The organism is Streptomyces sp. NBC_00212 (genome assembly GCF_045206365.1).
Lineage (GTDB): Bacteria > Actinomycetota > Actinomycetes > Streptomycetales > Streptomycetaceae > Streptomyces.
In genome coordinates this window covers 3,019,173-3,044,895 of the sequence record NZ_CP108115.1, presented here as the reverse complement: position 1 = coordinate 3,044,895, position 25,723 = coordinate 3,019,173, and the positions used below count along the sequence as shown (strand labels likewise).

Sequence of the window (25,723 nt, the reverse complement as noted above, 5' to 3'; positions counted from 1 at the left end):
CGGGGCCCGGTGGTCAGCCGGCCATCGCGGCCTCGCGCCGCGCCGGGGCCCAGCAGCGGATGATGTCGCGGACCGAGACGACGCCGACCGGGCCGTGGCCGTCGAGCACGATCAGATGCCGGAAGCCGCCGTGCGTCATGGCTTCGGCGGCATCCAGGAGAGTCCAGGACGGCGCCGCGAAGACGACGTCGGTGGTCGTGTGCTTGCTCGCCGTCTCGTGGTCCGGGTTCTGGCCCAGGCCGACGGAGTTGAGGATGTCGCGCTCGGTGAGGATGCCGATGCCGCTGGTGTCGGGGTCGAGGACGATGGCCGCGCCGACCCGGCGTGCGGACATCAGCCGGGCCGCCTGGCGGAGGGTGTGGGCAGGTCCGATGGTGAGGACCATCGTGCTCATGGCGTCACGGACGAGCATGGATGGAGCCACCTCCTTGGTGGATTCGGTTCCCGGCACGGCTGACGCAGCCCGCTCCGGAAAGAATTCACAAGTTCACAAGTGGGGGGACTCCTAGAGTTGCATCCGGACCGCCCGTCAACAAGGGGCTGGTAGAGGTCAGTCGAGGGGCGCGTAAAAGTACGACTCACGCCCATCGTGAGCCTCAGGCGCGGCCCTCCCGGCGCTGCTTACGCCTGCGCGCTGTCGCCGAGGTAGCCGAGCAGCTCCTCGTGGAGCAGGCCGTTGGAGGCCGCCGCGTTGCCGCTGTGCGGGCCCGGCCGCCCGTCGAGGCCGGTGAAGACGCCGCCGGCCTCCTGCACCACGATCACGTTCGCCGCCATGTCCCACATGGACAGCTCCGGCTCCGCGCAGAAGTCCACCGAACCCTCGGCGACCATCATGTACGGCCAGAAGTCGCCGTACGCGCGGGTGCGCCAGCACTCCCGGGTCAGGTCCAGGAAGTCGTCCAGCTTGCCCCGCTCCTCCCAGCCGCTCAGCGAGGAGTACGAGAACGAGGCGTCGGCCAGCTTCGAGACGCTGGAGACCTTCAGGCGGGTCGCCGAGGTCAGGCTGCGGCCGGTGAACGCGCCGTGGCCCTTCGCCGCCCACCAGCGCCGGTTCAGGGCGGGCGCCGAGACGACGCCGACCACTGGCTGGAAGCCGTGCTCGCCCGCCTCCATCAGCGAGATCAGGGTCGCCCACACCGGCACGCCCCGGACGTAGTTCTTGGTGCCGTCGATCGGGTCGACCACCCAGCGGCGCGGGCCCGTGCCCTCCAGGCCGTACTCCTCGCCGAGGACCGCGTCGCGCGGCCGCGCCCGCTTCAGATGACCCCGGATGACCTCCTCGGCCGCCTTGTCGGCCTCGCTCACCGGCGTCATGTCCGGCTTGGTCTCGACCTTCAGGTCGAGGGCCTTGAACCGGTCCATGGTGGCCGCGTCGGCGGCGTCCGCGAGGACGTGGGCGAGACGGAGGTCATCGTGATAGTCGGGCATGGTCACCACCGTAGCGATCGCCCGCGGTGCGGACCACAGTGCCCGCACTCCGGACGCCCCGCGCGCCGCCCACGGTGGCTATTGACAGTCCCTTCGAGCGCGTCAACTCTGAACTCGGAGCCGCTCGCACGGTCTCGGGGGCTCGGGAGGCGACCATGCCCACAGCGCGGGAATCCTTACTGGACGCCGCTCTCTCGGCGCTCGCGGGACTGCCCTGGTCGGGAGTCCGGATGGTGGACGTGGCATCCGCCGCCGGGGTCTCGCGGCAGACCCTCTACAACGAGTTCGGAAGCAAAGACGGCCTCGCCCGCGCGCTCGTGCGCCGGGAGGCCGATGTTTATCTGCGGGGCGTCGACAGAGCGCTCGCCGAGCTCCCCCAAGCATCTCCGACAGGCTCCGACGCAGGCGGGACCCCCAGCGGCCCGGCCGACCGCCTGGTCCGCGTCGCGGAGTGGATGGTCGGCTCGGCCCGCTCCAGCGCCCTGGTGCGGGCCCTGCTCACGGGCTGCTGGAGCGAACGCCTTCCGGCGCCCTCGATCCGTACCACCGCCGCCGTCTCGGCCGTGCCCGCCCAGCGCCGCGCCGACGCCGGGGTGCCCGGGCCCGCCGAACTCGTCGCCGCCGTACGGGACCGGGCGCTCGCGGCGCTGGAGAAGGAGGTGCCGGGCGCGGATCCGGTGGAGCTGGGGCGGTACTGCGAGACGGCGGTGCGGCTCGGCCTGTCCTGCGTGGTGGCGCCGCCGGGGCGGGGCGAGGGGCAGGCCGGGTACATCCGCTCGGTGCTCGCCCGGCTGCCGGTGCGCGCGGTGGGGTAGCCGGGACCGATGCCTGACGGTCCGTCAAAAGAGCTCGGGGCGTGGGTCAGTGGGCCGAGCCCGAGATCTGCAGGCCGATCACGCCCACGATGACCAGCGAGATCGACACCAGCTTGAGGGTGGAGACCACGTCACCGAGGAAGACCATGCCGTAGATCGCGGTGCCGGCCGCCCCGATGCCCGTCCACACCGCGTACGCCGGACCCACGTCCAGCTTCTTCAGGGACAGCGTGAGGAGGCCGAACGAGCCCAGTGCGAACGCGGCGAAGGCGACCGTCGGCCAGAGCCGGGTGAAACCGTGCGACAGCTTCAGGCAGACGGCGAAGCCCGTTTCGAGGATTCCCGCCACCACGACCAGCAGCCACGCCATGTCCAGGGCCTCCCACAACGCATCGTCGTCGCTGACTGCATGGTCAACACTTGGTGCGATTATGCAACGGAGGGCATGCACACGCCCGTGGAAACAGGTCAGTCGCCCTCGCGTCGCTCCCTCGTCGCGAGCAGTCGGCGCAACGAGTAGAGCCGGGCCGGATCGGCGTGCCCGTCCGCCACCCACTGGTCCAGCGCGCACTCCGCCTCGTCGTGGCTGCACGCGCGCGGGCAGTTCTCGGTGCCCGGTACGAGATCGGGGAAGGCCAGGATCACCCTTGACGGGTCGACGTGGTGAAGGCCGAAGGACCGTACGCCCGGGGTGTCGATGACCCAGCCGCCGTCCGCGCTGTCCAGAGGCAGCGCGAGCGCCGAGGTGGTGGTGTGGCGGCCGCGTCCGGTGACCGCGTTCACATGCCCCGTGATACGCCGCTGGGCCTCCGGGACCAGCGCGTTGACCAGGGTCGTCTTGCCGACGCCGGAGTGGCCGACGAACGCGGTGACCCGGCCGTGCAGTTGCTCGCGCACCCGGTCCGCCGCGTTGCCCTCGTACAGCTCCTCGCGTGAAGTGACCACGAACGGGACGCCCAACGCGCCGTACATCTCCAGGAGTTCGTTGGCCGGGGCGAGGTCCGACTTCGTCAGGACCAGGAGCGGTTCCAGGCCACCGTCGTACGCCGCCACCAGGCAGCGGTCGATGAGGCGGGGCCGCGGCTCGGGGTCGGCGAGGGCGGTGACGATGGCGAGCTGGTCGGCGTTGGCGACGACCACGCGCTCGTACGGGTCGTCGTCGTCGGCCGTGCGCCGCAGGACCGAGCTGCGCTTGCCGATCCGTACGATCCGGGCGAGCGTGTCCTTCTTGCCGGACAGGTCGCCCACGATGTCGACCCGGTCGCCCACCACGGCCGCCTTGCGGCCCAGTTCGCGGGCCTTCATGGCGTGGATCGTGCGGTCCTCGACCAGGCAGGTGAGGCGGCCGCGGTCCACGGTGAGGACCATGCCCTCGGCGGCGTCCTCGTGCTTGGGGCGGATGCTGGTGCGGGGGCGGTTGCCCTTGGGGTTGGGGCGGACGCGGATGTCGTCCTCGTCGGGGTTCTTGCCGTAGCGGCGCATGATCTAAGCCCCGCTCAGCTTCCGGACCCTGCCAGCATCGAACTCCACATGTCCGGGAAGTCGGGCAGCGTCTTGGCCGTCGTCGCCACGTTCTCGATCCGCACGCCGTCCACGGCGAGGCCGATGATCGCGCCGGCGGTGGCCATCCGGTGGTCGTCGTAGGTGTGGAAGACGCCGCCGTGCAGCGGGCGCGGGCGGATGTGCAGGCCGTCGGCGGTCTCCGTGACGTCGCCGCCGAGCTCGTTGATCTCCTTGGTGAGCGCGGCCAGGCGGTCCGTCTCGTGCAGCCGCAGGTGCGCGACGCCGCGCAGCGTGGACGGGGAGTCGGCGAGCGCCGCGACGGCCGCGATGCCGGGGGTCAGCTCGCCGACCTCGCTCAGGTCCACGTCGATGCCGTGGATGCGGCCGGAGCCGTTGAACACGAGCCCGCGGTCGGCCAGTTGGCAGGTGCCGCCCATCTCCGTGAAGATCTGCCGCAGCTGGTCGCCGGGCTGGGTGGTGCGGACCGGCCAGTCGGGGATGACGACCGTGCCGCCCGTGATGAGGGCGGCCGCCAGGAACGGCTGGGCGTTGGACAGATCCGGCTCGACGGTCAGGTCGCGGCCGAGCAGCGCCGAGTGCGAGACCCGCCACACGTTCGGCTCGCCGCCCGTCTCCGGCTCGTCGACCTGGGCGCCCACGCAGCGCAGCATGTCGACCGTCATCCGGATGTGCGGCATGGACGGCAGCGTGGAGCCCACGTGCCGCACCTCGACGCCCTGGTTGAACCGGGGGGCCGAGAGCAGCAGGGCCGAGACGAACTGGGAGCTGGAGGAGGCGTCGATCTCCACCCGGCCGCCTTCGAGGGCGCCCACGCCGTGCACGGTCATCGGGAGCGCGCCGCGGTTGTCGTCGTCGATGCGGGCGCCCAGCGCGCGCAGGCCGTTGATCACGCCGCCGAGCGGGCGCTCGTAGGAACGCGGGTCGCCGTCGAAGCGGACCGGGCCGTCGGCCAGGGCCGCGACCGGGGGCAGGAAGCGCATGACCGTACCGGCGTTGCCGACGTCGACCGTGGCCGGGCCGTGCAGACCGGCCGGGATCACCCGCCAGGCCTCGCCCGAGCCGTCCGGACCCACGCCCTCCTCGATGCCGACGCCCAGGGTGCGCAGGGCCTCCGCCATCAGCAGGGTGTCGCGCGAGCGCAGGGGGCGGCGCAGCCAGCCGGGCTCGGCGGCGAGCGCCGCCAGGACGAGCCCGCGATTGGTGACCGATTTCGATCCGGGCACGGTGACCGTCGCGTCGACGGCTCCGCTCGCGAGGGGGGCGGGCCAGAGGGCGGGGTGCACGGGCGTTTCGGTCATGGTCCTCACTTTAGTGGGGCCGCCACCTAGAGGCCGAGCAGCCAGCGGCCACCGCCGATCAGGGAGCAGACAGAAACGGCGTGGAAGAGGAAGAGCCAGAGCGCCGGTGGTACGTGGGTGAGCCGGGCGAGCTGGTCGGCGTCCGAGTCGCCGTCATTGTGGCGGCGGCGCTTGCTCTGCAGCTCGAACGCGGGGCGCACGCCGCCGAGCAGCAGGAACCACACGGCCGTGTACGCGAACGCCGACTGGACGTCCGGGCTGGTCAGCCAGGAGATGAGCAGGAAGGCGGCGCCGGTCACCACGACCGTGAGGACGCCGTACGCGTTGCGGATCATCACCAGCATGGCGACCAGCAGGGCCGTGGCCAGCCACAGGAAGAGCGTGACGTGGTGGGCGGCGAGGAGCCAGGCGCCGCCGAGGCCGAGCAGCGGGGGAGCGGTGTATCCGGCGGCGGCCGTGAGGATCATGCCGGGGCCGTGCGGCTTGCCCCGGCTCACGGTCAGACCGCTGGTGTCGGAGTGCAGCCGGATGCCGTCGAGGCGGCGGCCGGTGAGCAGCGCGACCAGGCCGTGGCCGCCCTCGTGGGCGATGGTGATGGCGTTGCGCGAGAGGCGCCAGAGGCTGTGCGGGACGACGACGGCGAGCGCGGCTATGCCCGTCGCGACGACCAGCCACTGGGCTGGCGCGCTCTGGGTGCCGAAGAGCTGGAAGTCTTCAAGCGCGGACATTTCTGGGACGGCTCCTCATGGGGTACGGGCGCCGTGGCAGTGTGGCACCTATGTGCGGTAGGTATGCAGCGAGTCGCAGGCCCGAGGATCTCGCAGGAGTCTTTGAGATAGAGAAGTGGGATCCGGCGGAGGCTCTGGAGCCCGACTGGAACGTGGCTCCTACCAAAGAGGTCTACGTCGTCCTGGAGCGCCCTCTTAAAGACGCCGACTCCCCGCGTCCGGTTCGGCAGCTGCGCAAGTTGAAGTGGGGACTCGTCCCCTCCTGGGCGAAATCGCCCGAGGGTGCCGCCCGGATGATCAACGCGCGCGCCGAGACGATCCACGAGAAGCCCTCCTTCAAGAAGGCGTTCGCCGCCCGCCGCTGCATCATCCCGGCGGACGGCTACTACGAGTGGGTCACCGGCGCCGGCGAGCGCGAGCTGGAGGTCGAGGGCAGGAAGAAGCGGCCGCGCAAGCAGCCGTACTTCGTGACCCCGGCGGACGGCTCGGTCTTCGCGATGGCCGGTCTGTACGAGTTCTGGCGCGACCGCACGCTGCCCGACGACCACCCCTCGGCCTGGTGGGTGACCTGCTCGGTGGTCACCACCGAGGCCGAGACGGGCCCGCTGGGCGTGGCCCCGGCCGAGGGCCCCGGCTCGCTCGCGGACATCCATCCCCGCATGCCGCTGATGCTGCTGCCGGACCGGTGGGGCGCGTGGCTCGACCCGGCCCACACGGACACCGAGTCGCTGCGGGACCTGCTCGCGCCGCCGCCGGGCGGGCTGATGCGGGCGTATCCCGTATCGACGGCGGTGAGCAACGTACGCAACAACGGGCCGGAGCTTCTGACGGAGCTGGAGGGGCCCGAGGAGGGCACGCTGTTCTGACGGTGACCTCGCCCATGTCGTTCGCCGTCCGCGCCCTGCCCGGCGGAGGATGGCCCGGTGAGCGACAGCGAGATCATCCAGACCGGCGCCGGTGAGGCGCGCATCACCTGGCACACCGCCAAGAAGGCCCGCCTCGTGCTGGCCGTGAGCCATGGGGCGGGCGGTGGGATCGAGGCCCGGGACCTTCAGGCGCTCGCCGGGGCGCTGCCGCCGCTCGGGGTGAGCGTGGCCCTGGTGGAGCAGCCCTGGCGGGTGGCCGGCAAGAAGGTGGCCCCGGCGCCGAAGACGCTGGACACGGGATGGCGCGACCTGTGGCCGGCCGTGGCGAAGAAGGGGCTGCCCGTCGTCGCGGGCGGCCGCAGCGCCGGGGCCCGGGTCGCCTGCCGCACGGCGGCGGAGCTCGGCGCGGCCGGGGTCCTCGCCCTGAGCTTCCCGCTGCACCCTCCGGGCAGGCCGGAGAAGTCGAGGGCGCCGGAGCTGCTCGGGGCGGGCGTGCCCACCCTCGTGGTGCAGGGCGGGAACGACCCCTTCGGGAAGCCCGCCGAGTTCCCCGAAGGGACGTACGGGCTCGTGGAAGTGCCGTCCGGCGACCACGGGTTCGCGGTCCCGAAACGGGCCTCCCTCACCCAGCAGGAGGCATTGGACGTGATCACCGCGGCCGTCGGTGAATGGCTCGGCGCGCTGGAGATCTGACGCCGGGAATGCGGAATGCGGGCCCACTGTTATGGCCGACGTAAGGGATATGCAGACCAGCTGTGGAGAGGGAGTCCGTCGCATGGGTTCGACCATCTGCCCGAGCCGCAAGGCCGCCTCTGACCTGGAGTGGACGGTGCTTTCCGCGGCCGGGACCGCTCCTATTCGAGCGGCGGGCGGAGTGGATCGTCGTCTATCCTCCGATTCGAGTGGGTCCGCATTCGGGCTCAGCACACCGTTCGAGGAGGTGGGTCCGGTCACAGGGACCGACGACGGCCACGTGGAAGAGACCACCGCCGAGCGCAATGCGCGCTTCGAGCGGGATGCCCTCGGCTACCTCGACCAGATGTACTCGGCCGCATTGCGCATGACGCGCAATCCGGCCGATGCGGAAGACCTGGTCCAGGAGACGTATGCCAAGGCGTACGGGTCCTTCCACCAGTTCCGCGAGGGCACCAACCTGAAGGCTTGGCTCTACCGGATTCTCACCAACACCTTCATCAACTCCTACCGGAAGAAGCAGCGCGAACCCCAGCGCAGCGCCGCCGAGGAGATCGAGGACTGGCAGCTCGCGCGCGCCGAGTCGCACATGTCGACGGGCCTGCGCTCCGCCGAGTCGCAGGCGCTCGACCACCTGCCCGACTCGGACGTGAAGTCGGCCCTTCAGGCCATTCCCGAAGAGTTCCGCATCGCCGTGTATCTCGCGGACGTAGAGGGCTTTGCGTACAAGGAGATCGCGGACATCATGGGTACACCCATCGGTACGGTGATGTCCCGGCTGCACCGGGGCCGCCGCCAACTGCGCGGAATGCTGGAGGACTACGCCCGTGACCGCGGGCTCGTCCCGGCCGGCGCCGGCGACTCGGACGAAGCGAAAGGCTCGGGCTCATGAGCTGCGGAGAGCCGCACGAGACGGACTGCTCTGAGGTCCTGGACCATCTCTACGAGTTCCTCGACCACGAGATGCCCCCCACGGACTGCAGCAAGTTCGAGGTGCACTTCGAGGAGTGCTCGCCGTGCCTGGAGAAGTACGGCCTTGAGCAGGCCGTGAAGAAGCTGGTGAAGCGCTGCTGCGGCTCGGACGACGTGCCGAGCGACCTGCGCTCCAAGGTGATGGGCCGCATCGACCTGATCCGCTCCGGCCAGGCGGTGCCCGAACAGGACGTCGTCACCGGAGAGGTGCCGACGCTCCGGCCCGAGTGACCCGGCTGATCCAGAGGTGAACTGCCGCCCGCGGCAGGGCAGTTGAGAGCGGCCACGACCACGCGTCGTGGCCGCTCTGCTGTGTCCGGCCACCCGTGGGGCGCCCGGCGTCACCCGAAGGTGCTAATCCGGGCGGCTCGAAACGCCCTATTCCGACCATGCGCCTGACCGCCACGGCGCACGGGCCTATCCTCGCCAAGCTGTACGCAACGGGCTGCCCGGGCGGATGGGGAGGTGGGGGCCATGGCGGAGCCGCGGGGACTGCGGGACATTCCGGCGGGGGCGCGCATCGCCGTCCTGGGCGCCGTAGTGGGCGCGGTGGCATGCGCGCTGCCCGTGCTGCGCCCCGGCGTGCCCTGGGCGGCCGTGGCGCTCCTCGCGGGCCTGTACGCGCTGTGCGAATGGCCGCCGCGCTGCCCGGTCCTCGCCGGGCGGGTGAGCGTGCCGATCGCCTCCGGCTCCTTCTTCCCGGTGCTGCTCGCCGCCGCCTTCCTGCTCCCGCCGGCCGCCGCCGCCCTCGTCGCGGTGCCGGGCGCGCTCATCGCGTACGTCGAGGAAGAGCCGCGCCAGGTGCGGCGGATCTGGCGGGCCGCGCAGCTCGCGATCGCGGCGTCGGCCGCGGCCGGCGCCCATGTGCTGCTCGGCGGGCGCGAGGCGCTGGGCGGGCGGGGCGCCGGTGCCCCCGACTTCCCGTACGCGCTGCTGCCGGCCGGAGCCACCGCCCTGGTCTTCTGCCTGGTCCTGACCGCGCTCGACGGCCTCATCCTGGCCACCGCCGAACGGCGCCCGCCCCGCACCGCCTGGCGCGGGCTCCTGCTGCGCTCGCTCGCCCCGCACTGTGTGCACGGCCTCGCGGGGCTGATGATGGCCGTGCTGTGGCGCAGCCGGTTCGGACCGCCCGCCGCGCTGTTCGTGCTGCTCCCGATGTACATCTCGTGCTGGGTCTTCGCCCAGTACCAGCGCGAGCGCGCCGCCCACCAGGCCACCATCCGCGCCCTCGTCCAGGCCGTCGACATCAAGGACAGGTACACGCGCGGCCACAGCGAACGGGTCGGCCGGGCCTCGGAGATGATCGCGCGCGAACTCGGCATGGAGGAAGGCCGGTTGGAGGTCATCCGGTTCGCCGGGATCCTGCACGACGTCGGCAAACTCGGGGTGCCCACCCGGGTGCTCCGCAAGGACGGGCCGCTCACCCCCGAGGAGCGGGCGGTGATCGAACTGCACCCCGAGTACGGCCACGAGATGGTGCGCGGCATCGGCTTCCTCGGCGAGGCCCGCGCCGCGATCCTGCACCACCACGAGCGGCTCGACGGGAGTGGCTACCCCTACGGGCTCGCGGGCGGCCAGATCCCCGAGGCGGCCCGCGTGGTGGCGGTGGCCGACGCCTTCGACGCGATGACGTCCACGCGCTCCTACCGGCGGGCGAGACCGGTGGCGGCGGCCGTCACCGAGCTGGAGCGGTGCGCGGGCGCGCAGTTCGACCCGCGGATGGTCGGCGGCCTGGTGCGGGCGCTGTCCCGGTACGGGTGGCACGTCGAGGTCACGGCGGACGAGCCGGGAACCGGTGGGGCGCGCGGAAACGTGCCTCCGTCCAGACCGGTGGGGACGCCCGCCGCCCCGGTCGGGGCGCCCGTCCCCGAACCGGGGCCGCTCCCCGACCCCCGCCCCTCGAACGCCCAAGGCGCCTGACATGGCCGCCCGGCCCACCGCCCCCGTGCTCGGCGCCTACGCCCTCGCCGGGCTGCTCACCGCCTGGGCGCTCGCGTCGACCCTGCACGACGGCCTCGTCGAACCCGGCACCGCCGCCGCGTTCGGCGCGCTCATCGCCCTGGGGGAGCTGGCCCGGTGGGGGGCCAGGGACGGGGAGCGGGACCCGGCGCCGCTCGCCTCGGCCGGGGCGCTGGCCTACGCGCTGCTCGGGCAGAACGCCGGGCACGCCACCCGGCACGGGGTGCTCCAGGTGATCGCCGTGGTGGTGGCCGCGACGCTGCTCGGATCCGTACCCCATGTGGCCGTCGGGCGCGGGCCGAGCCTGGACCAGGCGGCCCGGCGGGTGCTCACCGTCGCCTTCGCCGCCGTCTGTTTTCAGCCGCTCTACAACTCGGGGCACCTCGACGCCTGGTTCGGGCACGGAGCGTACTTCGCGTTCGTTCTCCTGCTGCTGCTCCTACTGACCGCGCTGTGCGACGCGGTGGTCGCCGCCCTGCTGCTGCACGCCCGCACCCGGTACCCGTTCGGGCCGCTCCTGCGCGACGAGCTGCGCGGGCTCGTCGGCATCGGGTCCGCCGTGTGCGCCACCGGCACCGTGATGGCGCTCGCGGTCGCCGTCGCCGGGCTGTGGGCGCTGCCCGTGTTCTGCGTGCCGCTGCTCCTCACCCAGCTGGCCTTCCGGCGGTACGCGGCCGTACGCACCACGTACCGCCAGACCATCACCTCACTGGCCCGCGCCACCGAGGTCGCCGGATACACCAAGCCGGGCCACGCCCGCCGGGTCGCCGAGCTCAGCCGGGCCGTCGGGCGCGAGCTGGGGCTCTCGGAGAGCGAGCTGACCGTCCTGGAGTACGCGGCGCTCATGCACGACATCGGCCAGCTGTCCCTGCTCGACCCGGTCCCCGCCGGGGCCACCGCCACGCTGCCCGCCGCCGAGCAGCGCCGCATCGCGCTGCTCGGCGGCGCGGTCGTGCGCCAGACCGGGGTGCCCGCCGACGTGGCGGTCGTCGTCGAGCGCCAGGCCGACCCGTACCGGGAGCAGCCGCTGCCCGCCAGGATCGTCCGCGCGGTCAACGCCTACGACGATCTCGCGGAGGGCTCCTCGGGCCCCGGACGGTCGCTGAACGCACTCGAACAGCTGCGTCTCGGCACCGGCCGTGACTACCATCCCCAGGTTGTCGAATCCCTGGCACGCGTGCTCGCCCGAGGCTGTCTGACCCGGGTGCCGCCTGGGTAACCCAGGAGTAATGAGCGGCCTTCCGGCTGGGCATGGTTGGATGCGAAAAGAACCCAGAAAACTGGGAGACCGTAAGACCGACCCGGTAGTCGGGGCCGGTCTGGGCAGGCGGGAATCGTGAGGATCTTCGGCAAGGGACGGCACCGGCCCTCCGCCTCGTGGCGGCAGGCCACAGACCGTGCGTTCACGCTGATCGGCGACGGCCGGTACGAGGACGCCGGGGCGTTGCTCACGCGCGCCGCGGACCTGGAACCGTGGCTGTCCGAGTCCTGGTTCAACCTGGCGCTCCTGCACAAGTTCCGGCACGACTGGGAGCAGGCGCGGGCCGCCGGGCTGCGCGCCGTCGCCCTGCTCGACAAGGAGACCGGCGCCCCCGACTGGTGGAACGTCGGCATCGCGGCCACCGCCCTGCAGGACTGGCCGCTGGCCCGCCGGGCCTGGCAGGCGTACGGCCTGAAGGTGCCGGGCGAGGCCACCGGCAGCGGCGAACCCGTCGGCATGGAGCTGGGCAGCGCCGCCGTCCGCCTCTCGCCCGAGGGCGAGGCCGAGGTGGTGTGGGGCCGCCGGCTCGACCCGGCCCGCATGGAAGTCCTGTCCATCCCGCTGCCGTCCTCGGGGCGGCGCTGGGGCGAGGTCGTGCTGCACGACGGTGTCCCGCACGGCGAGCGCACCACCGCCGCCGGCCCGTCCTTCCCGGTCTTCGACGAGATCGAGCTGTGGGCGCCCTCGCCCGTGCCGACCTGGGTGGTCCTCCTGGAGGCGGCCACCGAGGCCGACCGGGACGCCCTGGAGCGGCTCGCCGCCGACGCCGGCTTCGCCGCCGAGGACTGGTCCTCGTCCGTACGCCTGCTGTGCCGGGCCTGCTCCGAGTCCCAGATGCCCAGCGACGAGGGCGACGGCGAGCACCTCGACCCGCACGACCACAGCGAGCCCGGCCACCCCGGCCCGCTCGGCCACCGCACCTCCGGCGACCTGTGGGTGCCGGAGCGCGAATGCGGCATCGCGGCCCCCGCCGGTCTGGTCCGGGGCCTCCTCGACGGCTGGGTGGCCGACAACCCGGACAGCCGGGAGTGGCGGGATCTAGAAGAAGTCTGCTGAGCCTGGCCGTAGGCTGTACGGGATCGGAATCGGGTTTTCAGGAAGGCTTACGGCGGACATGGCGCAGCAGGAGACGGACCAGCAGGTCGAGAACGACGGGTTCGTCGTGGACACGGAGGACTGCGAGGCACGCGAGCTGGCCTACCGCGAGCGCGGCACCGCCCGCCCGATCACGGTCGTCGGCAACCCGGTGCTCCACAAGGAGTGCAAGGACGTCACCGAGTTCGACGGCGAGCTCGCGAAGCTCATCGACGACATGTTCGCCAGCCAGAAGGCGGCCGAGGGCGTGGGCCTGGCCGCCAACCAGATCGGTGTGGACCTCAAGGTCTTCGTCTACGACTGCATGGACGACGAGGGCGTGCGGCACGTGGGCGTCGTCTGCAACCCGGTCCTCGAAGAGCTGCCGTCCGAGCTGCGCGTCCTGGACGAGTCCAACGAGGGCTGCCTGTCCGTGCCGACCGCGTACGCCGAGCTCGCCCGCCCCGACTACGCGGTGGTCACCGGCCAGGACGCCGAGGGCAACCCGGTCAAGGTGCGCGGCACCGGCTACTTCGCGCGCTGCCTCCAGCACGAGACGGACCACCTGTACGGGTACCTGTACATCGACCGCCTCTCCAAGCGCGACCGCAAGGACGCGCTGAAGCAGATGGCGGAGGGCACGGCCCGCTACGAGACCGTGCCCAACAACTGACGTTCCCCGTAAGGCAGTTGGTGAAAAACCGTAAGGCGTGAGGCTCCGCTCCCCCCGTGGCAGCGGAGCCTCACGCCTTACGCATGTGGGGGACTAGAAGTCCTCGTCGAAGCCCACCGAGCCCTCGACCGCCACCTGGTAGGCGGACGGGCGGCGCTCGAAGAAGTTCGTCAGCTCCTGGACGCCCTGGAGCTCCATGAACGAGAACGGGTTCGACGAGCCGTACACCGCCGGGAAGCCGAGCCGGGTCAGGCGCTGGTCGGCGACGCACTCCAGGTACTCGCGCATCGACTCGGTGTTCATGCCGGGCAGGCCGTCACCGCACAGGTCGCGGCCGAACTGGAGCTCCGCCTCGACCGCCTCCTTGATCATGTCGGTGACCTGCTCCTGAAGCAGATCGTCGAAGAGGTCCGGCTCCTCCTTGCGGACGGTGTCCACGACCTCGAAGGCGAAGTTCATGTGCATCGTCTCGTCGCGGAACACCCAGTTGGTGCCGGTCGCGAGGCCGTGCAGCAGACCCCGGCTGCGGAACCAGTAGACGTAGGCGAAGGCGCCGTAGAAGAACAGGCCCTCGATGCACGCCGCGAAACAGATCAGATTGAGCAGGAAACGGCGGCGGTCGGCCTTGGTCTCCAGGCGGTCCAGCTTCTCGACCTCGTTGATCCACTTGAAGCAGAACTGCGCCTTCTCGCGGATCGAGGGGATCTCCTCGACCGCGTCGAACGCGGCCGCGCGGTCCTCCGGGTCCGGGAGGTAGGTGTCGAGCAGCGTCAGATAGAACTGGACGTGCACGGCCTCCTCGAAGAGCTGACGGCTCAAGTAGAGCCGCGCTTCGGGGGAGTTGATGTGCTTGTAGAGGGTGAGCACCAGGTTGTTGGAGACGATCGAGTCGCCCGTCGCGAAGAACGCGACCAGGCGGCCGATCATGTGCTGCTCGCCCGGCGTCAGCTTCGCGAGGTCGGCGACGTCGGAGTGGAGGTCGACCTCCTCGACGGTCCAGGTGTTCTTGATCGCGTCCCGGTAGCGCTCGTAGAAGTCCGGGTAGCGCATGGGACGCAGGGTCAGCTCGAAGCCCGGGTCGAGAAGGTTCTTTTCGGTGTTGCTCATTACTGGCAGGCCTCGCAGGACTCGGGGTTTTCGAGCGAGCAGGCGATCGCGTCGGCGTCGGGGGCCGCCTGCTGGACGGGGATGGTGGGGGTGGCCTGGGCGGCGCGGGCGATCTTCGTCGCCGGGCGCGAGCGCAGGTAGTACGTCGTCTTCAGGCCCTGCTTCCAGGCGTACGCGTACATCGACGACAGCTTGCCGATGGTGGGCGTCTCCAGGAACAGGTTCAGGGACTGCGACTGGTCGAGGAAGGGGGTGCGGGCCGCGGCCATGTCGATGAGGCCGCGCTGCGGGATCTCCCACGCCGTGCGGTACAGCGCGCGCACGTCGGCCGGGATCCAGCCGAAGTCCTGCACCGAGCCGCTCGCCTCGCGCAGCGCCTCGCGGGACTGCGCGTCCCACACGCCCAGGTTCTTGAGCTCCTCCACCAAGTAGCCGTTCACCTGGAGGAATTCGCCGCTCAGCGTCTCGCGCTTGAAGAGGTTGGAGACCTGCGGCTCGATGCACTCGTACACGCCCGCGATGGACGCGATGGTCGCGGTCGGGGCGATCGCGAGGAGCAGCGAGTTGCGCATGCCGACCTTGGCGATACGTTCCCGCAGGGCCGCCCAGCGCTCCGGCCAGGTCAGCTCGACGTCGTAGTGGTCGGGGTGCAGCACGCCGCGCGCGGTGCGGGTCTTGTCCCAGGCGGGAAAGGGGCCCATGGGGGTCCCCCCTGCATCGGAGCCTGTCGGAGATGCTTGGGGGCGCTCGGCGAGGTCGGTGGAGGCCTCGTACGCCGTGAGCATGATCCGCTCGGACAGCTGGGTGGAGAGCGCCCTCGCCTCGGGGGAGTCGAAGGGCAGGCGCAGCTTGAAGAAGACGTCCTGCAGACCCATCGCGCCCAGGCCCACCGGGCGCCACTTGGCGTTGGAGCGGCCGGCCTGCTCGGTCGGGTAGAAGTTGATGTCGACGACCCGGTCGAGGAAGGTCACGGCGGTGCGGACGGTCTCGTCCAGGCGCTCCCAGTCGATCCCGTCGCCCACGACGAACGCGCCGAGGTTGACCGAGCCGAGGTTGCAGACGGCCGTCTCGCCGTCGTCCGTCACCTCCAGGATCTCGGTGCACAGGTTGGAGGAGTGGACGGTGTGTCCCGGCTCGGCCGTCTGGTTGGCGGTGCGGTTGGAGGCGTCCTTGAACGTCATCCAGCCCTGGCCGGTCTGCGCGAGGGTGCGCATCATGCGGCCGTACAGGTCCCGGGCCGGCATGGTCTTCTGGGCGAGCCCGGCGGCCTCGGCCTTGCGGTAGGCGGCGTCGAACTCCTCGCCCCACAGGTCGACGAGCTCGGGCACGTCGGCCGGTGAGAACAGCGACCACTGGCCGTCGGCGTCGACCCGGCGCATGAACTCGTCGGGGATCCAGTGCGCGAGGTTCAGGTTGTGCGTACGGCGCTGGTCCTCACCGGTGTTGTCGCGCAGCTCCAGGAACTCCTCGATGTCGGAGTGCCAGGTCTCCAGGTACACCGCGGCCGCGCCCTTGCGCCGGCCGCCCTGGTTGACCGCGGCCACCGACGCGTCAAGGGTCTTGAGGAACGGGACGATGCCGTTGGAGTGGCCGTTGGTGCCCCGGATCAGCGAACCGCGGCCGCGGATGCGGGAGTACGAGAGGCCGATGCCGCCCGCGTGCTTCGAGAGCCGGGCGACCTGGTGGTAGCGGTCGTAGATCGAGTCGAGCTCGTCCAGCGGCGAGTCGAGCAGGTAGCAGGACGACATCTGGGGGTGCCGGGTGCCGGAGTTGAAGAGCGTGGGGGAGGACGGCAGGTAGTCCAGGCGGCTCATCAGGCCGTACAGGGACGCCACTTCGTCCAGGGCGCGGACCGACTCGTCCTCGGCGAGGCCGGACGCCACGCGCAGCATGAAGTGCTGGGGGGTCTCGACGACCTTGCGGGTGATCGGGTGGCGCAGCAGGTAGCGGGAGTAGAGGGTGCGCAGGCCGAAGTAGCCGAAGCGGTCGTCGGCGCCGTCGGCGAGGGCCGCGTCCACCAGCGCGTCGAGGCGGGCGGCGTGGGCGTCGACGAAGTCGGCGGTGCGGTCGGCGATCAGGCCCTCGCGGTGGCCGACGGCGACCGAGGCGGAGAACGACACCGCGCCCTGGGTCGCGGCCTCTTGGGCGATGGTGATGGTCAGGAGCCGGGCGGCGAGGCGGGAGTACGCCGGGTCCTCGGAGATGAGCCCCGCGGCCGCCTCGGTGGCCAGCTCGCGCAGCTCGGCCTCGTCGGAACGGGCGTTGCGGCCCCGCAGCGCGGCGGCGGCGACCCGGCCGGGGTCGGTGTCCGCGAGGTCGGCGGTGAGGTCCGTCAGGGTCCGCAGCAGCGCGGTCCCCGGGGCATCGGCCAACTCTTCGGTGATCGCTGAAGCGGGATCCGCAGGGGCGATGGTCACGTGGGGGCACTCCCTCGCTCGGCACGGGGCCTTTCGGAGGAGGCGTCGGCGCGCCTCGGGGCAGCCCTGAGCACGTCGTCCACCGGCCCAACCGCGAGGCCCGGACGTCTGGCATCCGGTTCGGTCGACCCGGACGCGCCATCGGCAGGTCATCGGACTCGGCCCGTACAAAGGGGTACGGGTCATACCGTTGCGGGACAGTTCCGGATTCGAACCGGATTCCCCTGCGGCGACAGCGAGGACGAGCATACATGTGGGGGGCGCTGTGCGTGGCACCCCCCACATGTTGTGTCGCGCGGGGCACGGCTTCGCCGTCGATCCCTACGGGGGCGCGCTGACCGGCTCACGGAGAAGGGCCGCCGCACCCTCCGGGATGCGGCGGCCCTTTCGCGTACCAACAGGGGAACTCAGTGCGCCGAGCCCGCCGTCGCCGGGGGGAGTTCCGTGGCCACGCCCGGGTCGCCCGCGTCCGCCGTGTAGTCGGCGGGCGAGGTCTCGTCGACGCCATCGGGGGCCTTCAGGGCGCGCAGGACGACCGTGAGGACCACCGTCACCACCACGTTCAGGACGAACGCGGTGAGGCCGATGTAGCCGATCTCGCCGATGCCCGGGATCTCCTTCGAGGAGCCGCCGAAGTGCTTCTGGGTGGGCGAGGCCACCCCGTACGCGGCGAGCGTGCCGTACGCCATGCCGACCGCCCAGCCCGCGAGCAGCGCCCAGCGGTGGAACCAGCGCGTGAACAGGCCGCCGACCAGGGCCGGGAAGGTCTGCAGGATCCAGATGCCGCCCAGGAGCTGGAAGTTGATGGCGACGGTTTTGTCCATGGTCAGGACGAAGACCAGGGCGCCGACCTTCACGACCAGCGAGACCAGCTTGGAGACCTTGGCCTCCTGTGCGGGCGACGCGTCCGGCTTGATGAAGTCCTTGTAGATGTTGCGGGTGAAAAGGTTCGCGGCCGCGATCGACATGATGGCCGCCGGGACCAGCGCGCCGATGCCGATCGCCGCGAAGGCGACGCCCGCGAACCAGTCCGGGAACATGTCCTCGAAGAGCTGGGGGATCGCCAGCTGGCCGTTCGTGACCTTGACCCCGGCCGCGATCGCCATGAAGCCGAGCAGTGCGAGCAGGCCCAGCATCAGCGAGTACAGCGGCAGGATCGTGGTGTTGCGGCGGATCACGTTGCGGCTGCGCGAGGACAGCGTCGCGGTGATCGAGTGCGGGTACATGAACAGGGCCAGCGCCGAGCCGAGCGCGAGCGTGGCGTACGTCCACTGGCTCGACTCGCCGGGCGCGATGGCCCCGGTCGGCTTGCCGCCGGGCGGACCCGCGAACTTGTGCTGCGCCGCGCTGAAGATGGCGTCGAAGCCGCCCAGCTTGATCGGGATGTAGATGATCGCCACCGCGATCACCAGGTAGATCAGGCCGTCCTTCACGAATGCGATCAGCGCGGGCGCGCGAAGGCCGGACGAGTACGTGTACGCCGCGAGCACCGCGAACGCGATGAGCAGCGGCAGGTCCTTGACGAACCAGTTGTTGGACTCGCCGCCCACGCCCATGACGTCCAACACGGCCTGGATGCCGACCAGTTGGAGCGCGATGTACGGCATCGTCGCGAGGATGCCGGTGACCGCGACCGCGAGGGACAGGCCCTTGGAGCCGAACCGGCCCCGCACGAAGTCCGAGGTGGTGACGTAGCCGTGCTTGTGCGAGACCGACCACAGGCGCGGCAGGAACGTGAAGATCAGCGGGTAGACGAGGATCGTGTACGGGACCGCGAAGAAGCCCGCCGCGCCCGCCGCGTAGATCGCCGCCGGTACGGCCACGAACGTATAGGCCGTGTAGAGGTCGCCGCCGAGCAGGAACCAGGTGACCCAGGTGCCGAACGACCGCCCGCCCAGGCCCCATTCGTCCAGGCTCGCCTCGTTCTCGGCCTTGCGCCAGCGGGCCGCCATGAAGCCGATGACCGTGACGGCCAGGAAGAAGAAGATGAAGACGCCGAGCGCGACGCCGTTCACGCCGTCCTTCACTTGGACGCACCCCCCTTGTCGTCGTCGGAGGTGTGCGGGGTGGAGGCGGCGCGCGAGCGCTGGTCGTGCTGCCACAGCTTGTACGCGATCATCGTGAGTGCGGTCGAGATCAGCACCCAGAGCATCTGGTACCAGTAGAAGAACGGGATGCCGCCGAGCGCCGGGTCCGTCTTGGCGTACGAGCTCACCCACAGCATCGCCACGAAGGGCGCGATCAGGCAGAGCGCGATGACCACGCGCAAGGGCGTGATCACCGGTCTCCTCACTTCTGTCGATTCCGGCATTGGGTGGCTCCGTCCCCTCACGATCACCTGTGCGTTGGATCACTTGGTAATGCGCAGGAAATCTAGGGGAGAGATTCGGTCAAGGGAACCCCCGTCCGGATTCCGGACGGCTGGGCGGCCGGGAGGGCGCGCTCAGTCGGCCGGCCGCTTGAGGCGGGCCACGAACTTGTACCGGTCGCCCCGGTACACCGACCGCACCCACTCCACGGGTTCGCCCTGGCCGTCGAGGGAGTGCCGCGACAGCATCAGCATCGGCAGGCCGACATCGGTGCCGAGCAGCCCGGCCTCGCGCGGGGTGGCCAGCGACGTCTCGATGGTCTCCTCGGCCTCCGCGAGGTGCACCCCGTACACCTCGGCGAGCGCGGTGTAGAGGGAGGTGTACTTGACCAGCGAGCGGCGCAGCGCCGGGAAGCGCTTGGCGGACAGGTGGGTGGTCTCGATGGCCATCGGCTCGCCGCTGGCCAGGCGCAGCCGCTCGATGCGCAGGACGCGGCCGCCGGCGGTGATGTCGAGCAGCCCGGCGAGGGTGTCGTCGGCGGTGACGTAGCCGATGTCGAGGAGCTGGGAGGTCGGCTCCAGGCCCTGGGCGCGCATGTCCTCGGTGTACGAGGAGAGTTGGAGCGGCTGGGAGACCTTCGGCTTGGCGACGAACGTGCCCTTGCCCTGGATGCGCTCAAGGCGGCCCTCGACGACCAGCTCCTGGAGGGCCTGGCGCACGGTGGTGCGGGAGGTGTCGAACTCCGCGGCGAGGGTGCGCTCGGGCGGCACCGGGGTGCCGGGCGGCAGGGTCTCCGTCATCTCCAGCAAGTGACGCTTGAGGCGGTAGTACTTGGGCACGCGAGCGGTACGGGCGCCGGCGCCCGCCTCTGTCTCGCTCCCGCTCCCGTCGGCCATGGCCTGCCTTCCCGAGTGCTGCGCTGCTGCCGTCACCGGCTCCTCCGTCTGTCGCGGCTCACATGGTGGCACGGACCGGTCACGGGTCGTCGCCCTCCGTCAGGGTGTCGGTCCGGTAACGCGATCGACAAGCCCTTCTTATACACCGCCACGCGGCGGACGTGCGGGGAAGTGTGCAAGTTGGTCTAAACCATTAAAGCCCGGGGAGTCGTCCGCGGGCAGCCCGGCGCGGGCCGGATCGGGCCGCTGGGGGCGGAGTTGTGGGGCGTGCCGGGCGGCGAGGTGTCGGTCCGATAACGGACGGTCTCAGCGTTCTTATCGACTCTTGACACCCCTAAAGGTCTAGGCCAAGCTCCCGGTACTGGTCTAAACCATTAAAGACCAGAACCCAGCCCCACGGGCAGTACTCGTCGTATGCCGCATCGCGGTGGGCGGGGCCACGAAGAAGGCAACGGGGTCAGTCATCCCTGAGGAGAGTGGCGTGAAGCGCAAGCTCATCGCGGCGATCGGCGTCGCGGGCATCATGATCGGCGCCGCGGCGTGCGGCGGCAGTGACAAGAAGGACGGCGCAGCGGGGGGCGACGCCAAGGAGCTCACCGTCTGGCTGACGGTCGACGCGCAGAAGAACTGGCCCGAGCTGGTCAAGGCGGCCGACGACGCGATCGTCGCCAAGCACCCCGGTCTGAAGATCAATCACGAGTACTACGGCTGGCCGGACAAGAACGCCAAGCTCGACGCCGTCCTCGCCACCGACAAGGCGCCGGACGTCGTGGAGATGGGCAACACCGAGATGCTCGCCTACTCGGTCAAGGGCGCGTTCGCCGAGATCGACCCGTCGAAGTTCGACAACTCCGCCGCCTGGCTGGACGGCCTCAAGGCCTCGGTCTCGTACGACGGCAAGACCTACGGCGTCCCCTACTACGCCGGTGGCCGCACGGCGACCTGGCGCAAGGACATCGCCGCCGACTCGGGCATCACCGCGACCCCGAAGACGTACACCGAGCTGACCGCCGACCTGGACAAGATCCAGGCGAAGCAGGGCGACAAGTTCAGCGCCTGGTACCAGCCCACCCGCGACTGGTACGCGGCCATGTCCTTCGTGTACGACGCCGGCGGCTCCATCGCCAAGCAGGACGGCGACAAGTTCAAGGCCAACCTGTCCTCGCCGGAGTCCATCAAGGGCCTCACCGAGTTCAAGAACGTCGTCGACAAGTACATGAAGGGCGACAAGACGAAGGACGAGTCCGACCGTCCCATCGTCTACGGCCAGGGCAAGTCGGCCCTCGTCTTCAGCCCGGCCTGGGAGGGCGCCAACGCCGCCCTGCCGGAGAACGACAAGGTCGGCAAGCTCGCCGACAAGATCGAGAGCTTCGTGATGCCGGCCCCGTCCGGCAAGGCCATGCCGGTCTTCCTCGGCGGCTCGGACCTCGCGGTTCCGGTCAAGTCCAAGGCGCAGGCGCTCGCCGCCGAGTGGATCAACGCGTTCACCGGCACCCAGGGCCAGAAGGGCCTGATCGCCAAGGGCAACCTGCCCAACAACAAGACGGACCTCGCGCCGCTGAAGTCGGACCCGAAGACGGCCGTCCCGGCCACCGCGGCCGAGTCCAGCTGGTTCGTCCCGATGGCGCCGGGCTGGGGCCAGGTCGAGAAGGCCAAGACCCTCCAGGACATGCTCCAGTCCATCGGCACCGGTAAGAAGACGGTCGAGGCCGCCGCAAAGGACGCGGACGCCGCGATCGACAAGGTCATCAACACCAAGTGACCTTTGGGCAGGGCCCCGTCACGCCGACGGGGCCCTGCCCGGCCAGTTCCAGAGAGGGATCACCAGGAGCGCGCGATGAGTGCCGCAGAGACAACCACCGCCAAGGTGCCGCCGGCGCGGCGCGACCCACTACCGGGTGCTGGATCCGGTCAGCCCGGCAAGCCGGGGAAGAAGCGTGGCACGGGCGGGGGAGCGGCGGTGCCCTGGGCACTGCTCGCGCCCTGTCTGCTCGTCCTCGCGCTCGTCCTCGGCTATCCGCTGGTACGGCTCGTCACCCTGTCCTTCCAGAAGTTCGGGCAGCCGCAGCTGTGGGGCTTCAAGGCCGCCGAGTCGGTCGGCTTCGACAACTTCGCCACCGTCCTCGGCGACGCCGAGTTCTGGCACGTCGTCGTACGCACCGTCCTGTTCGCCGCCACCGCGGTCGTCCTGACCATGGTCATCGGCATGCTGATCGCCCTGCTGCTCCAGCGGGTCTCGGGCTGGGTGAAGACCCTCATCAACATTGCCCTGGTGGCGAGTTGGGGCATGCCCATCGTCGTCGCGATCACCGTCTTCAAGTGGATGTTCGACAGCGACTACGGCGTACTGAACTGGCTGCTCAGCCAGTTGCCCGGGGTCGACGTCACCGGACACAACTGGTTCATCAGCAGCACCCAGGGCCTCGCCGTGATCATGCTGCTCGTGGTCTGGGGCGCGGTGCCGTTCGTCGTCATCACCCTCAGCGCCGGCCTCACCCAGGTCCCCAAGGAGCTGGAAGAGGCCGCCCGGCTCGACGGCGCCGGCTCCTGGGGCGTGTTCCGGCACGTCACGCTGCCGATCCTCAAGCCCATCATCGTGATGCTCGCGACGCTCTCGGTGATCTGGGACATGGGCGTCTTCCCGCAGGTCTTCGTGATGCGCGGCGGTCACCCCGAGCCGGAGTACCAACTCCTCACCACGTACTCGTACGACAAGGCCTTCGTCGTCAACGACTACTCGCAGGGCTCCGCGATCGCCCTGCTCACCGTGCTCCTGCTGCTCGGTGTGATCGCGGTGTACATGCGCCAGATGCTCAAGATCGGGGACGTCGAGTGAGCATCGCGAACGGAAACACGGGAGTAACGATGGCTGCCTCAACCGTTGCGCCGGCCCGCCCCACCCGCAAGAAGACCAAGCTCGGCTGGAACCTGCTCGGCCTGCTCGTCTTCGTCACCGCGGGCTTCCCGGTCTACTGGATGCTGAACACCGCGTTCAAGCCGGCCAAGGACGCGATCGACCCCGATCCGCACCTGTTCCCGACGAACTTCACGCTCGACAACTTCAAGCGGGCGCTCCAGATCGGCGACTTCTGGGGTTCGATCGGCCGCTCCCTGACCGTCTCGGTCGTCGTGGTCGTCATCGGCATCGCGGTCGGCCTGCTCGCGGCGCTTGCCATCTCCCGGTTCGCCTTCCGCGGCCGCAAGATCGTCATCGTGGGCATCCTCGCGGTCCAGATGGTGCCGCTGGTCGCCATGATCATCCCGGTCTTCCTGCTGCTCAACGACCTCGGTCAGTACGACAAGCTCTCGGGCCTGATCATCACGTACCTGACCTTCATCCTCCCCTTCACGGTGTGGACGCTGCGCGGATTCATCGTCAACGTGCCCAAGGAGCTGGAGGAGGCGGCCATGGTCGACGGCTGCAGCCGCACCGGCGCCTTCATCCGCGTGGTCTTCCCGCTGCTCGCGCCCGGCATGGTGGCGACCTCGGTCTACGGTTTCATCCAGGCGTGGAACGAGTACCTCTACGCCCTCATGCTGATGAGCCAGAACCACCAGACGGCCACGGTGTGGCTGTCCAACTTCACCACCCAGCACGGCACCGAGTACGCCCCGATGATGGCCGGATCGACCATGATGGCCGTTCCCATCGTGATTCTCTTCCTCCTCGTCCAGCGCAAGATGGCCGCGGGTCTGACGGCCGGCGCAGTGAAGGGATAACCCCGCCCCATGACGACTATGACCACGGGTTCCGACACGCTGACCCGCGACGCCCTCGCCGTCCTCCAGCCCGGGTTCACCGGCACCAGCGCGCCGGACTGGCTCCTTCACCGCATCGGTGAAGGCCTCGCATCCGTCGGCCTTTTCGGCCGCAACATCGTCTCCGCCCCGCAAGTGGCCGCGCTCACGGCCCAGTTGAGGGCCGAGCGGGACGACCTCCTGGTGGCCATCGACGAGGAGGGCGGTGACGTCACCCGCATCGAGGTCCGCACCGGCTCGTCCTTCCCCGGCAACCTCGCGCTCGGCGCGGTCGACGACGTGGACCTGACCCGCGAGGTCGCCCGCGAGCTGGGCCGCCGGCTCGCCGAGTGCGGCGTCAACCTCAATTGGGCGCCGTCCGCCGACGTGAACTCCAACCCGGACAACCCGATCATCGGCGTACGGGCCTTCGGGGCCGAGACCGACCTGGTGGCCCGGCACACCGCCGCCTACATCGAGGGCCTCCAGGCCGCCGGGGTCGCCGCCTGCACCAAGCACTTCCCCGGCCACGGCGACACCAATGTCGACTCGCACCACGCGATGCCCCGCATCGATGTGGACCTCGACACGTTGCACGCCCGTGAGCTGATGCCTTTCCGTGCCGCGATCGCGGCGGGTTCCAAGTCGGTCATGAGTGCGCATATCCTCCTTCCCGCGCTCGACCCCGCACGTCCCGCCACGCTCAGCCCGCGCATCCTCACCGGACTGCTGCGCGAGGAGCTCGGCTACGACGGGCTGATCGTCTCGGACGCGGTGGAGATGCAGGCCATCGCCGGGACGGTCGGCATCGAGCGAGGCTCCGTCCTCGCGATCGCGGCGGGCGCCGACGCCCTGTGCGTCGGCGGCGGCCTGGCCGACGAGGGCACCGTACTGCGGTTGCGCGACGCGCTGGTCAAGGCGGTACGGGACGGCGACCTCGCCGAGGAACGCCTGGCCGACGCCGCCGCGCGGGTACGTGCGCTGGCGGCTTGGACCCAACGGGCCAGGGGGGATGTGGCGGCGCCGGGCGCGGCGGTGCAGGAGGGGACCGCGCCCGGCACCGGCAGCGACATCGGCCTGGTGGCCGCGCGCCGGGCGGCCCGGATCACCGCCTCGCCGTCCTGGTGCCCGCTGGAGCAGGCCCCGTATGTGGCCACGTTCACCCCCGTCATGAACATCGCGGTGAGCAGCGAGACCCCCTGGAGCATCGGCGGCGAGCTCGCCGCCCTGCTGCCCGGCACCGAGAGCGGCACGTACGGCACGGACAGCGCCGCCGCCGATGTGCTGGCGGCCGCGGGGGAGCGCCGCATCGTCGCGGTCGTACGCGACGAACACCGCCACCCCTGGATGGCGGGCGCCCTGGACGCCCTCCTCGCGGCCCGTCCGGACACGGTCGTGGTCGAGATGGGCGTGCCGCGGGCGACCCCGCGCGGCGCGCTGCACGTCGCCACGCACGGCGCGGCCCGGGTGTGCGGGCGGGCCGCGGCGGAGGCCATCGCGGGGGTCTGACTACCGCCAACGAACCACGTGGCGGGTGACGGTCGGCGGACCGTCACCCGCCACGTTTGCATGTGCGGGCATGCCCGAGGCCGCATGTACGATGGGGCCGACTTTCGGTGTCCGCGAGGGCCGACTTGTACGGTCCGCCGGAGCGGAGCGTTCCGGTCCTTCCCTTGAGGACCCGTCAACTCGGCCGTGGGGGCGTCTACTTGACAGTATGTGTCCTCCCCGTGTCCGGTGCGTGAACCCGTCCGTTTTGGGTGCCGCCACCGCCCCAACTTGGGGCTTGACACCGGAAGTTGGTCTAGTCCACCTTGGAGGTACGCAAGATCGGTGTAGGTGCCCCCGTCCCATGAGCGGCACCGAGCGCAAGGAGGTGGCAACCCCGGCCCTGTCTTCGTGGAGACGTACGTTCTCCACCGGGTGACCGGCCGGCGCGAGGACGCGCCGAGCTTGCCAAGTCCG

24 protein-coding genes and 1 riboswitch are annotated in these 25,723 nt (G+C 70.6%); of the genes, 13 read left to right on the top strand and 11 right to left on the bottom strand.

Annotated elements, in window-relative coordinates:
* Positions 1 to 13 precede the first annotated feature (13 nt).
* Positions 14 to 412: a cyclic nucleotide-binding/CBS domain-containing protein gene (locus OHA17_RS13685; protein WP_406506904.1), complete on the bottom strand. Its 399-nt coding sequence runs from the start codon at positions 410 to 412 to the stop codon at positions 14 to 16.
* 209 nt (positions 413 to 621) lie between these two features.
* Complete coding sequence (hisN, locus tag OHA17_RS13680; protein WP_406506903.1) at positions 622 to 1,428, bottom strand: histidinol-phosphatase; 807 nt, start codon at positions 1,426 to 1,428, stop codon at positions 622 to 624.
* Between the two features lie 155 nt (positions 1,429 to 1,583).
* Between hisN and OHA17_RS13675 the strand changes: the two genes are divergently transcribed.
* On the top strand, positions 1,584 to 2,243 hold the full coding sequence (locus OHA17_RS13675) for a TetR/AcrR family transcriptional regulator (protein WP_406506902.1): 660 nt from the start codon (positions 1,584 to 1,586) through the stop codon (positions 2,241 to 2,243).
* A gap of 46 nt (positions 2,244 to 2,289) precedes the next feature.
* Here the strand turns inward: OHA17_RS13675 and OHA17_RS13670 are convergent, their stop codons facing one another.
* From OHA17_RS13670 to OHA17_RS13655, 4 genes are all read right to left on the bottom strand, one after another.
* Positions 2,290 to 2,613 carry a multidrug efflux SMR transporter gene (locus OHA17_RS13670; RefSeq protein WP_053730036.1) on the bottom strand — a complete coding sequence of 108 codons (324 nt, stop codon included), beginning with the start codon at positions 2,611 to 2,613 and terminating at the stop codon, positions 2,290 to 2,292.
* A 98-nt stretch (positions 2,614 to 2,711) separates the two neighbouring features.
* The gene (gene rsgA / locus OHA17_RS13665; protein WP_398876254.1) at positions 2,712 to 3,725 is read right to left on the bottom strand and encodes a ribosome small subunit-dependent GTPase A; all 1,014 of its coding nucleotides are present in this window, start codon (positions 3,723 to 3,725) and stop codon (positions 2,712 to 2,714) included.
* A 14-nt stretch (positions 3,726 to 3,739) separates the two neighbouring features.
* Positions 3,740 to 5,065, bottom strand: a complete 1,326-nt coding sequence (aroA, locus tag OHA17_RS13660) for a 3-phosphoshikimate 1-carboxyvinyltransferase (protein ID WP_398876253.1) — start codon at positions 5,063 to 5,065, stop codon at positions 3,740 to 3,742.
* Between the two features lie 26 nt (positions 5,066 to 5,091).
* The gene (locus OHA17_RS13655) at positions 5,092 to 5,793 is read right to left on the bottom strand and encodes a M50 family metallopeptidase (protein ID WP_344378293.1); all 702 of its coding nucleotides are present in this window, start codon (positions 5,791 to 5,793) and stop codon (positions 5,092 to 5,094) included.
* Between the two features lie 50 nt (positions 5,794 to 5,843).
* On the opposite strand from OHA17_RS13655, the gene OHA17_RS13650 reads away from it, so the two are divergent.
* The 8 genes from OHA17_RS13650 (at position 5,844) to def (ending at position 13,291) form a co-directional block, all read left to right on the top strand.
* The gene (locus OHA17_RS13650) at positions 5,844 to 6,659 is read left to right on the top strand and encodes an SOS response-associated peptidase (protein ID WP_406506901.1); all 816 of its coding nucleotides are present in this window, start codon (positions 5,844 to 5,846) and stop codon (positions 6,657 to 6,659) included.
* Between the two features lie 57 nt (positions 6,660 to 6,716).
* Positions 6,717 to 7,352: an alpha/beta family hydrolase gene (locus OHA17_RS13645; RefSeq protein ID WP_406506900.1), complete on the top strand. Its 636-nt coding sequence runs from the start codon at positions 6,717 to 6,719 to the stop codon at positions 7,350 to 7,352.
* A 247-nt stretch (positions 7,353 to 7,599) separates the two neighbouring features.
* Positions 7,600 to 8,244, top strand: coding sequence for a sigma-70 family RNA polymerase sigma factor (locus OHA17_RS13640; RefSeq protein ID WP_398876248.1), 645 nt, complete (start codon positions 7,600 to 7,602; stop codon positions 8,242 to 8,244).
* Complete coding sequence (gene rsrA / locus OHA17_RS13635) at positions 8,241 to 8,555, top strand: mycothiol system anti-sigma-R factor (RefSeq protein WP_398876247.1); 315 nt, start codon at positions 8,241 to 8,243, stop codon at positions 8,553 to 8,555. The genes OHA17_RS13640 and rsrA overlap by 4 nt, the downstream gene beginning before the upstream one ends.
* Before the next feature lie 261 nt (positions 8,556 to 8,816).
* Entirely contained in the window at positions 8,817 to 10,244 is a 1,428-nt protein-coding gene (locus OHA17_RS13630) for an HD-GYP domain-containing protein (protein ID WP_406510708.1), read from the top strand.
* A gap of 1 nt (position 10,245) precedes the next feature.
* The gene (locus tag OHA17_RS13625; RefSeq protein ID WP_406506899.1) at positions 10,246 to 11,502 is read left to right on the top strand and encodes an HD-GYP domain-containing protein; all 1,257 of its coding nucleotides are present in this window, start codon (positions 10,246 to 10,248) and stop codon (positions 11,500 to 11,502) included.
* 117 nt (positions 11,503 to 11,619) lie between these two features.
* A complete protein-coding gene (locus OHA17_RS13620) occupies positions 11,620 to 12,600 on the top strand; it encodes a hypothetical protein (RefSeq protein WP_053729869.1) in 981 nt (326 codons plus the stop codon).
* A 58-nt stretch (positions 12,601 to 12,658) separates the two neighbouring features.
* A complete protein-coding gene (def, locus tag OHA17_RS13615) occupies positions 12,659 to 13,291 on the top strand; it encodes a peptide deformylase (protein ID WP_398876244.1) in 633 nt (210 codons plus the stop codon).
* A 93-nt stretch (positions 13,292 to 13,384) separates the two neighbouring features.
* On the opposite strand, the gene OHA17_RS13610 is transcribed toward def, so the two are convergent.
* From OHA17_RS13610 to OHA17_RS13590, 5 genes are all read right to left on the bottom strand, one after another.
* On the bottom strand, positions 13,385 to 14,398 hold the full coding sequence (locus OHA17_RS13610; RefSeq protein ID WP_398876243.1) for a ribonucleotide-diphosphate reductase subunit beta: 1,014 nt from the start codon (positions 14,396 to 14,398) through the stop codon (positions 13,385 to 13,387).
* Positions 14,398 to 16,815, bottom strand: a complete 2,418-nt coding sequence (locus tag OHA17_RS13605) for a ribonucleoside-diphosphate reductase subunit alpha (RefSeq protein WP_406506898.1) — start codon at positions 16,813 to 16,815, stop codon at positions 14,398 to 14,400. The genes OHA17_RS13610 and OHA17_RS13605 overlap by 1 nt, the downstream gene beginning before the upstream one ends.
* 147 nt (positions 16,816 to 16,962) lie before the next feature.
* Positions 16,963 to 17,039, bottom strand: a riboswitch (cobalamin riboswitch).
* Positions 17,040 to 17,222: 183 nt separating this feature from the next.
* The gene (gene mctP, locus OHA17_RS13600) at positions 17,223 to 18,842 is read right to left on the bottom strand and encodes a monocarboxylate uptake permease MctP (protein ID WP_406506897.1); all 1,620 of its coding nucleotides are present in this window, start codon (positions 18,840 to 18,842) and stop codon (positions 17,223 to 17,225) included.
* A complete protein-coding gene (locus tag OHA17_RS13595; protein ID WP_406506896.1) occupies positions 18,839 to 19,126 on the bottom strand; it encodes a DUF3311 domain-containing protein in 288 nt (95 codons plus the stop codon). The genes mctP and OHA17_RS13595 overlap by 4 nt, the downstream gene beginning before the upstream one ends.
* A 132-nt stretch (positions 19,127 to 19,258) precedes the next feature.
* A complete protein-coding gene (locus OHA17_RS13590; protein WP_053729863.1) occupies positions 19,259 to 20,020 on the bottom strand; it encodes a GntR family transcriptional regulator in 762 nt (253 codons plus the stop codon).
* A 481-nt stretch (positions 20,021 to 20,501) separates the two neighbouring features.
* Here OHA17_RS13590 and OHA17_RS13585 point away from each other — a divergent pair, with 481 nt between their 5' ends.
* The 4 genes from OHA17_RS13585 (at position 20,502) to OHA17_RS13570 (ending at position 25,267) form a co-directional block, all read left to right on the top strand.
* The gene (locus tag OHA17_RS13585; protein WP_406506895.1) at positions 20,502 to 21,782 is read left to right on the top strand and encodes an extracellular solute-binding protein; all 1,281 of its coding nucleotides are present in this window, start codon (positions 20,502 to 20,504) and stop codon (positions 21,780 to 21,782) included.
* A 75-nt stretch (positions 21,783 to 21,857) separates the two neighbouring features.
* Positions 21,858 to 22,856 carry a carbohydrate ABC transporter permease gene (locus OHA17_RS13580; protein ID WP_398876238.1) on the top strand — a complete coding sequence of 333 codons (999 nt, stop codon included), beginning with the start codon at positions 21,858 to 21,860 and terminating at the stop codon, positions 22,854 to 22,856.
* A 29-nt stretch (positions 22,857 to 22,885) separates the two neighbouring features.
* Positions 22,886 to 23,740, top strand: coding sequence for a carbohydrate ABC transporter permease (locus tag OHA17_RS13575; protein ID WP_053729860.1), 855 nt, complete (start codon positions 22,886 to 22,888; stop codon positions 23,738 to 23,740).
* 9 nt (positions 23,741 to 23,749) lie between these two features.
* On the top strand, positions 23,750 to 25,267 hold the full coding sequence (locus OHA17_RS13570; protein ID WP_406506894.1) for a glycoside hydrolase family 3 protein: 1,518 nt from the start codon (positions 23,750 to 23,752) through the stop codon (positions 25,265 to 25,267).
* Positions 25,268 to 25,723: the final 456 nt, after the last annotated feature.

Excerpts from the sequence above, each read along its gene's own strand:
- OHA17_RS13685 (WP_406506904.1), bottom strand. The coding sequence starts at position 412 with ATGCTCGTCCGTGACGCCATGAGCACGATGGTCCTCACCATCGGACCT.
- hisN (WP_406506903.1), bottom strand. The coding sequence starts at position 1,428 with ATGCCCGACTATCACGATGACCTCCGTCTCGCCCACGTCCTCGCGGAC.
- OHA17_RS13675 (WP_406506902.1), top strand. The coding sequence starts at position 1,584 with ATGCCCACAGCGCGGGAATCCTTACTGGACGCCGCTCTCTCGGCGCTC.
- OHA17_RS13670 (WP_053730036.1), bottom strand. The coding sequence starts at position 2,613 with ATGGCGTGGCTGCTGGTCGTGGTGGCGGGAATCCTCGAAACGGGCTTC.
- rsgA (WP_398876254.1), bottom strand. The coding sequence starts at position 3,725 with ATGCGCCGCTACGGCAAGAACCCCGACGAGGACGACATCCGCGTCCGC.
- aroA (WP_398876253.1), bottom strand. The coding sequence starts at position 5,065 with ATGACCGAAACGCCCGTGCACCCCGCCCTCTGGCCCGCCCCCCTCGCG.
- OHA17_RS13655 (WP_344378293.1), bottom strand. The coding sequence starts at position 5,793 with ATGTCCGCGCTTGAAGACTTCCAGCTCTTCGGCACCCAGAGCGCGCCA.
- OHA17_RS13650 (WP_406506901.1), top strand. The coding sequence starts at position 5,844 with ATGTGCGGTAGGTATGCAGCGAGTCGCAGGCCCGAGGATCTCGCAGGA.
- rsrA (WP_398876247.1), top strand. The coding sequence starts at position 8,241 with ATGAGCTGCGGAGAGCCGCACGAGACGGACTGCTCTGAGGTCCTGGAC.
- OHA17_RS13625 (WP_406506899.1), top strand. The coding sequence starts at position 10,246 with ATGGCCGCCCGGCCCACCGCCCCCGTGCTCGGCGCCTACGCCCTCGCC.
- def (WP_398876244.1), top strand. The coding sequence starts at position 12,659 with ATGGCGCAGCAGGAGACGGACCAGCAGGTCGAGAACGACGGGTTCGTC.
- OHA17_RS13610 (WP_398876243.1), bottom strand. The coding sequence starts at position 14,398 with ATGAGCAACACCGAAAAGAACCTTCTCGACCCGGGCTTCGAGCTGACC.
- OHA17_RS13595 (WP_406506896.1), bottom strand. The coding sequence starts at position 19,126 with ATGCCGGAATCGACAGAAGTGAGGAGACCGGTGATCACGCCCTTGCGC.
- OHA17_RS13590 (WP_053729863.1), bottom strand. The coding sequence starts at position 20,020 with ATGGCCGACGGGAGCGGGAGCGAGACAGAGGCGGGCGCCGGCGCCCGT.
- OHA17_RS13580 (WP_398876238.1), top strand. The coding sequence starts at position 21,858 with ATGAGTGCCGCAGAGACAACCACCGCCAAGGTGCCGCCGGCGCGGCGC.
- OHA17_RS13575 (WP_053729860.1), top strand. The coding sequence starts at position 22,886 with ATGGCTGCCTCAACCGTTGCGCCGGCCCGCCCCACCCGCAAGAAGACC.
- OHA17_RS13570 (WP_406506894.1), top strand. The coding sequence starts at position 23,750 with ATGACGACTATGACCACGGGTTCCGACACGCTGACCCGCGACGCCCTC.